Source organism: Streptomyces sporangiiformans (genome assembly GCF_005768555.2).
Classification (GTDB): Bacteria; Actinomycetota; Actinomycetes; order Streptomycetales; family Streptomycetaceae; genus Streptomyces; species Streptomyces sporangiiformans.
The window spans coordinates 1-1,967 of the sequence record NZ_VCHX02000234.1 but is presented as its reverse complement, the minus strand read 5'-3'; the positions used below and the strand labels follow the sequence as shown (position 1 = coordinate 1,967).

The following is a 1,967-nucleotide window of genomic DNA, read 5'->3' as shown; positions in this document are numbered from 1 at the left end:
CCGATCGGGGGTCTGGGGGCGGAGCCCCCAGGTACGGGATGGGACGGGTAGGGGCGGCGGGGGCGAAGAAACCCGACCCCCGCGCACATCGCATCGTGGCCGCATGCGGTCTACCGCGACCCCGTCCGGGGTGGCACGCTGCCGTCTATGGGGGCATTGAGGCGTATACGGCAGGGCTTACGGACGCGGCGAAGGGCCCCGGCCCTGGCCGGACTCGCGGCGGTCACCGTGCTGGCGGCCACCGCCTGCGAACCCGGCGACGGAGTGAGCTCCGTCGCGGTCGCGATCACCACCGACCAGGTGGGCACCCGGGAACTGGAGCGCCAGGGCGTCGACGTGCAGTGGGTCAGCTGCACGGCCTCGTACGGGGACAAGGCGAAGCCCGGGAACTCGCCGAGTCCGCGCAGCGTGGCGACCGTCGACTGCGTGGGCGAGACCAAGGACGGCAAGGACATCACCATCAAGGGCAAGGTGACGCAGGAGATCGACGGCAAGTGCGTACGAGGCGACCTCACCGCCAAGGTGGGCGGCAAGCAGTGGTTCCGGGTGGACGTGCTCGGGAACTGCGACGCCGCCGAGCCGAGCAAGGAGCCGCCCTGGACACCACCCGGCGACCACAAGTCGACTCCGCCCGTCGATCACAAAACGACACCGCCGCACGAGCAGCCGGGCCCCACCGTCACCGTGACCGTCACCGAGCACCCGCGCCCCACCTGCTCCTGCGTCCAGGGCAAGTGATCCGAACCTCTGGCCGGGGAAAGGGTCGCTGCATAGGGTGATCGGGTGACACAGACCGCACCCGCTGCATCCTCGACCTATCTCCGGTATCCGCATCTCCATGGCGAGTTGATCACCTTCACCGCCGAGGACGACGTCTGGGTCGCGCCGCTCGACGGCGGCCGCGCCTGGCGGGTCAGCGCCGACAACGTCCCCGTGAACCACCCCCGCATCTCACCGGACGGCACGACCGTCGCCTGGACCTCCACCCGTGACGGCGCCCCCGAGGTGCACATCGCCTCCCTCGACGGCGGGCCCGCCACGCGCCTTACGCACTGGGGCAGTTGGAAGACCCAGGTGCGCGGCTGGACCCCGGACGGGAACGTGCTCGCGCTCAGCACCTACGGGCAGCCCAGTCTGCGGCGCACCTGGGCGCGGTCCGTACCGCTCGACGGCGGTCCGGCGACCACCCTTCCGTACGGGCCTGTCGGCGATGTCGCCCACGGCCCCGGTGTCGTGCTGCTGTCCGCGCCCATGGGACGCGAGGCCGCCTGGTGGAAGCGGTACCGGGGCGGCACGGCGGGCAAGCTGTGGATCGACCGTGCGGCCGCGGGCGAAGAAGGAGCCGGCGAGTTCGTACGGCTGCATGAGGAGCTGGACGGGAACATCGAGTACCCGTCGTGGGTGGGGGAGAGGGTCGTCTTCCTCTCCGACCACGAGGGCGTCGGAGCCGTGTACTCGTCCCTCGCCGACGGGTCGGATCTGCGGCGGCACACGGCGGTCGACGGCTTCTACGCCAGGCACGCGGCGACCGACGGCACACGTGTCGTGTACTCCTCCGCCGGTGAGCTGTGGCTCCTCGACGACCTGGACGGGGCCGAGCCGCGCCGGCTCGACGTCCGGCTCGGCGGACAGCGCGTCGACCTGCGGCGGCACCCCGTGAACGCGGCCCGCTGGTTCGGGGCCGCCGCGCCCGACCACACCGGACGCGGCAGCGCGATCTCCGTGCGCGGCGCCGTCCACTGGGTCACCCATCGCTCCGGCCCCGCCCGCGCCCTCGCCGCCGAAGACGGCGTACGCGCCCGGCTGCCCCGCACCTTCCGCGTCGACGGCGAGGAGCACGTGGTGTGGGTGACGGACGCGGAGGGCGACGACGCGTTGGAGTTCGCGCCCGCCACCGGCGTCGCGCCCGGCGCGACCCCGCGGCGGCTCGCCGCCGGGCAGCTCGGCCGGGTGCTCGGGCTCGCCGT

The 1,967-nt window shown here is 73.0% G+C and carries 1 protein-coding gene and 1 pseudogene; both read left to right on the top strand.

The window, feature by feature from the left end; translation table 11 throughout:
• The first annotated feature begins 147 nt into the window (after window positions 1-147).
• Entirely contained in the window at window positions 148-738 is a 591-nt protein-coding gene (locus tag FGD71_RS35095; protein ID WP_240436918.1) for a hypothetical protein, read from the top strand.
• A 45-nt stretch (window positions 739-783) separates the two neighbouring features.
• Window positions 784-1,967: pseudogene (locus FGD71_RS35090) on the top strand (PD40 domain-containing protein); the annotation flags it as partial.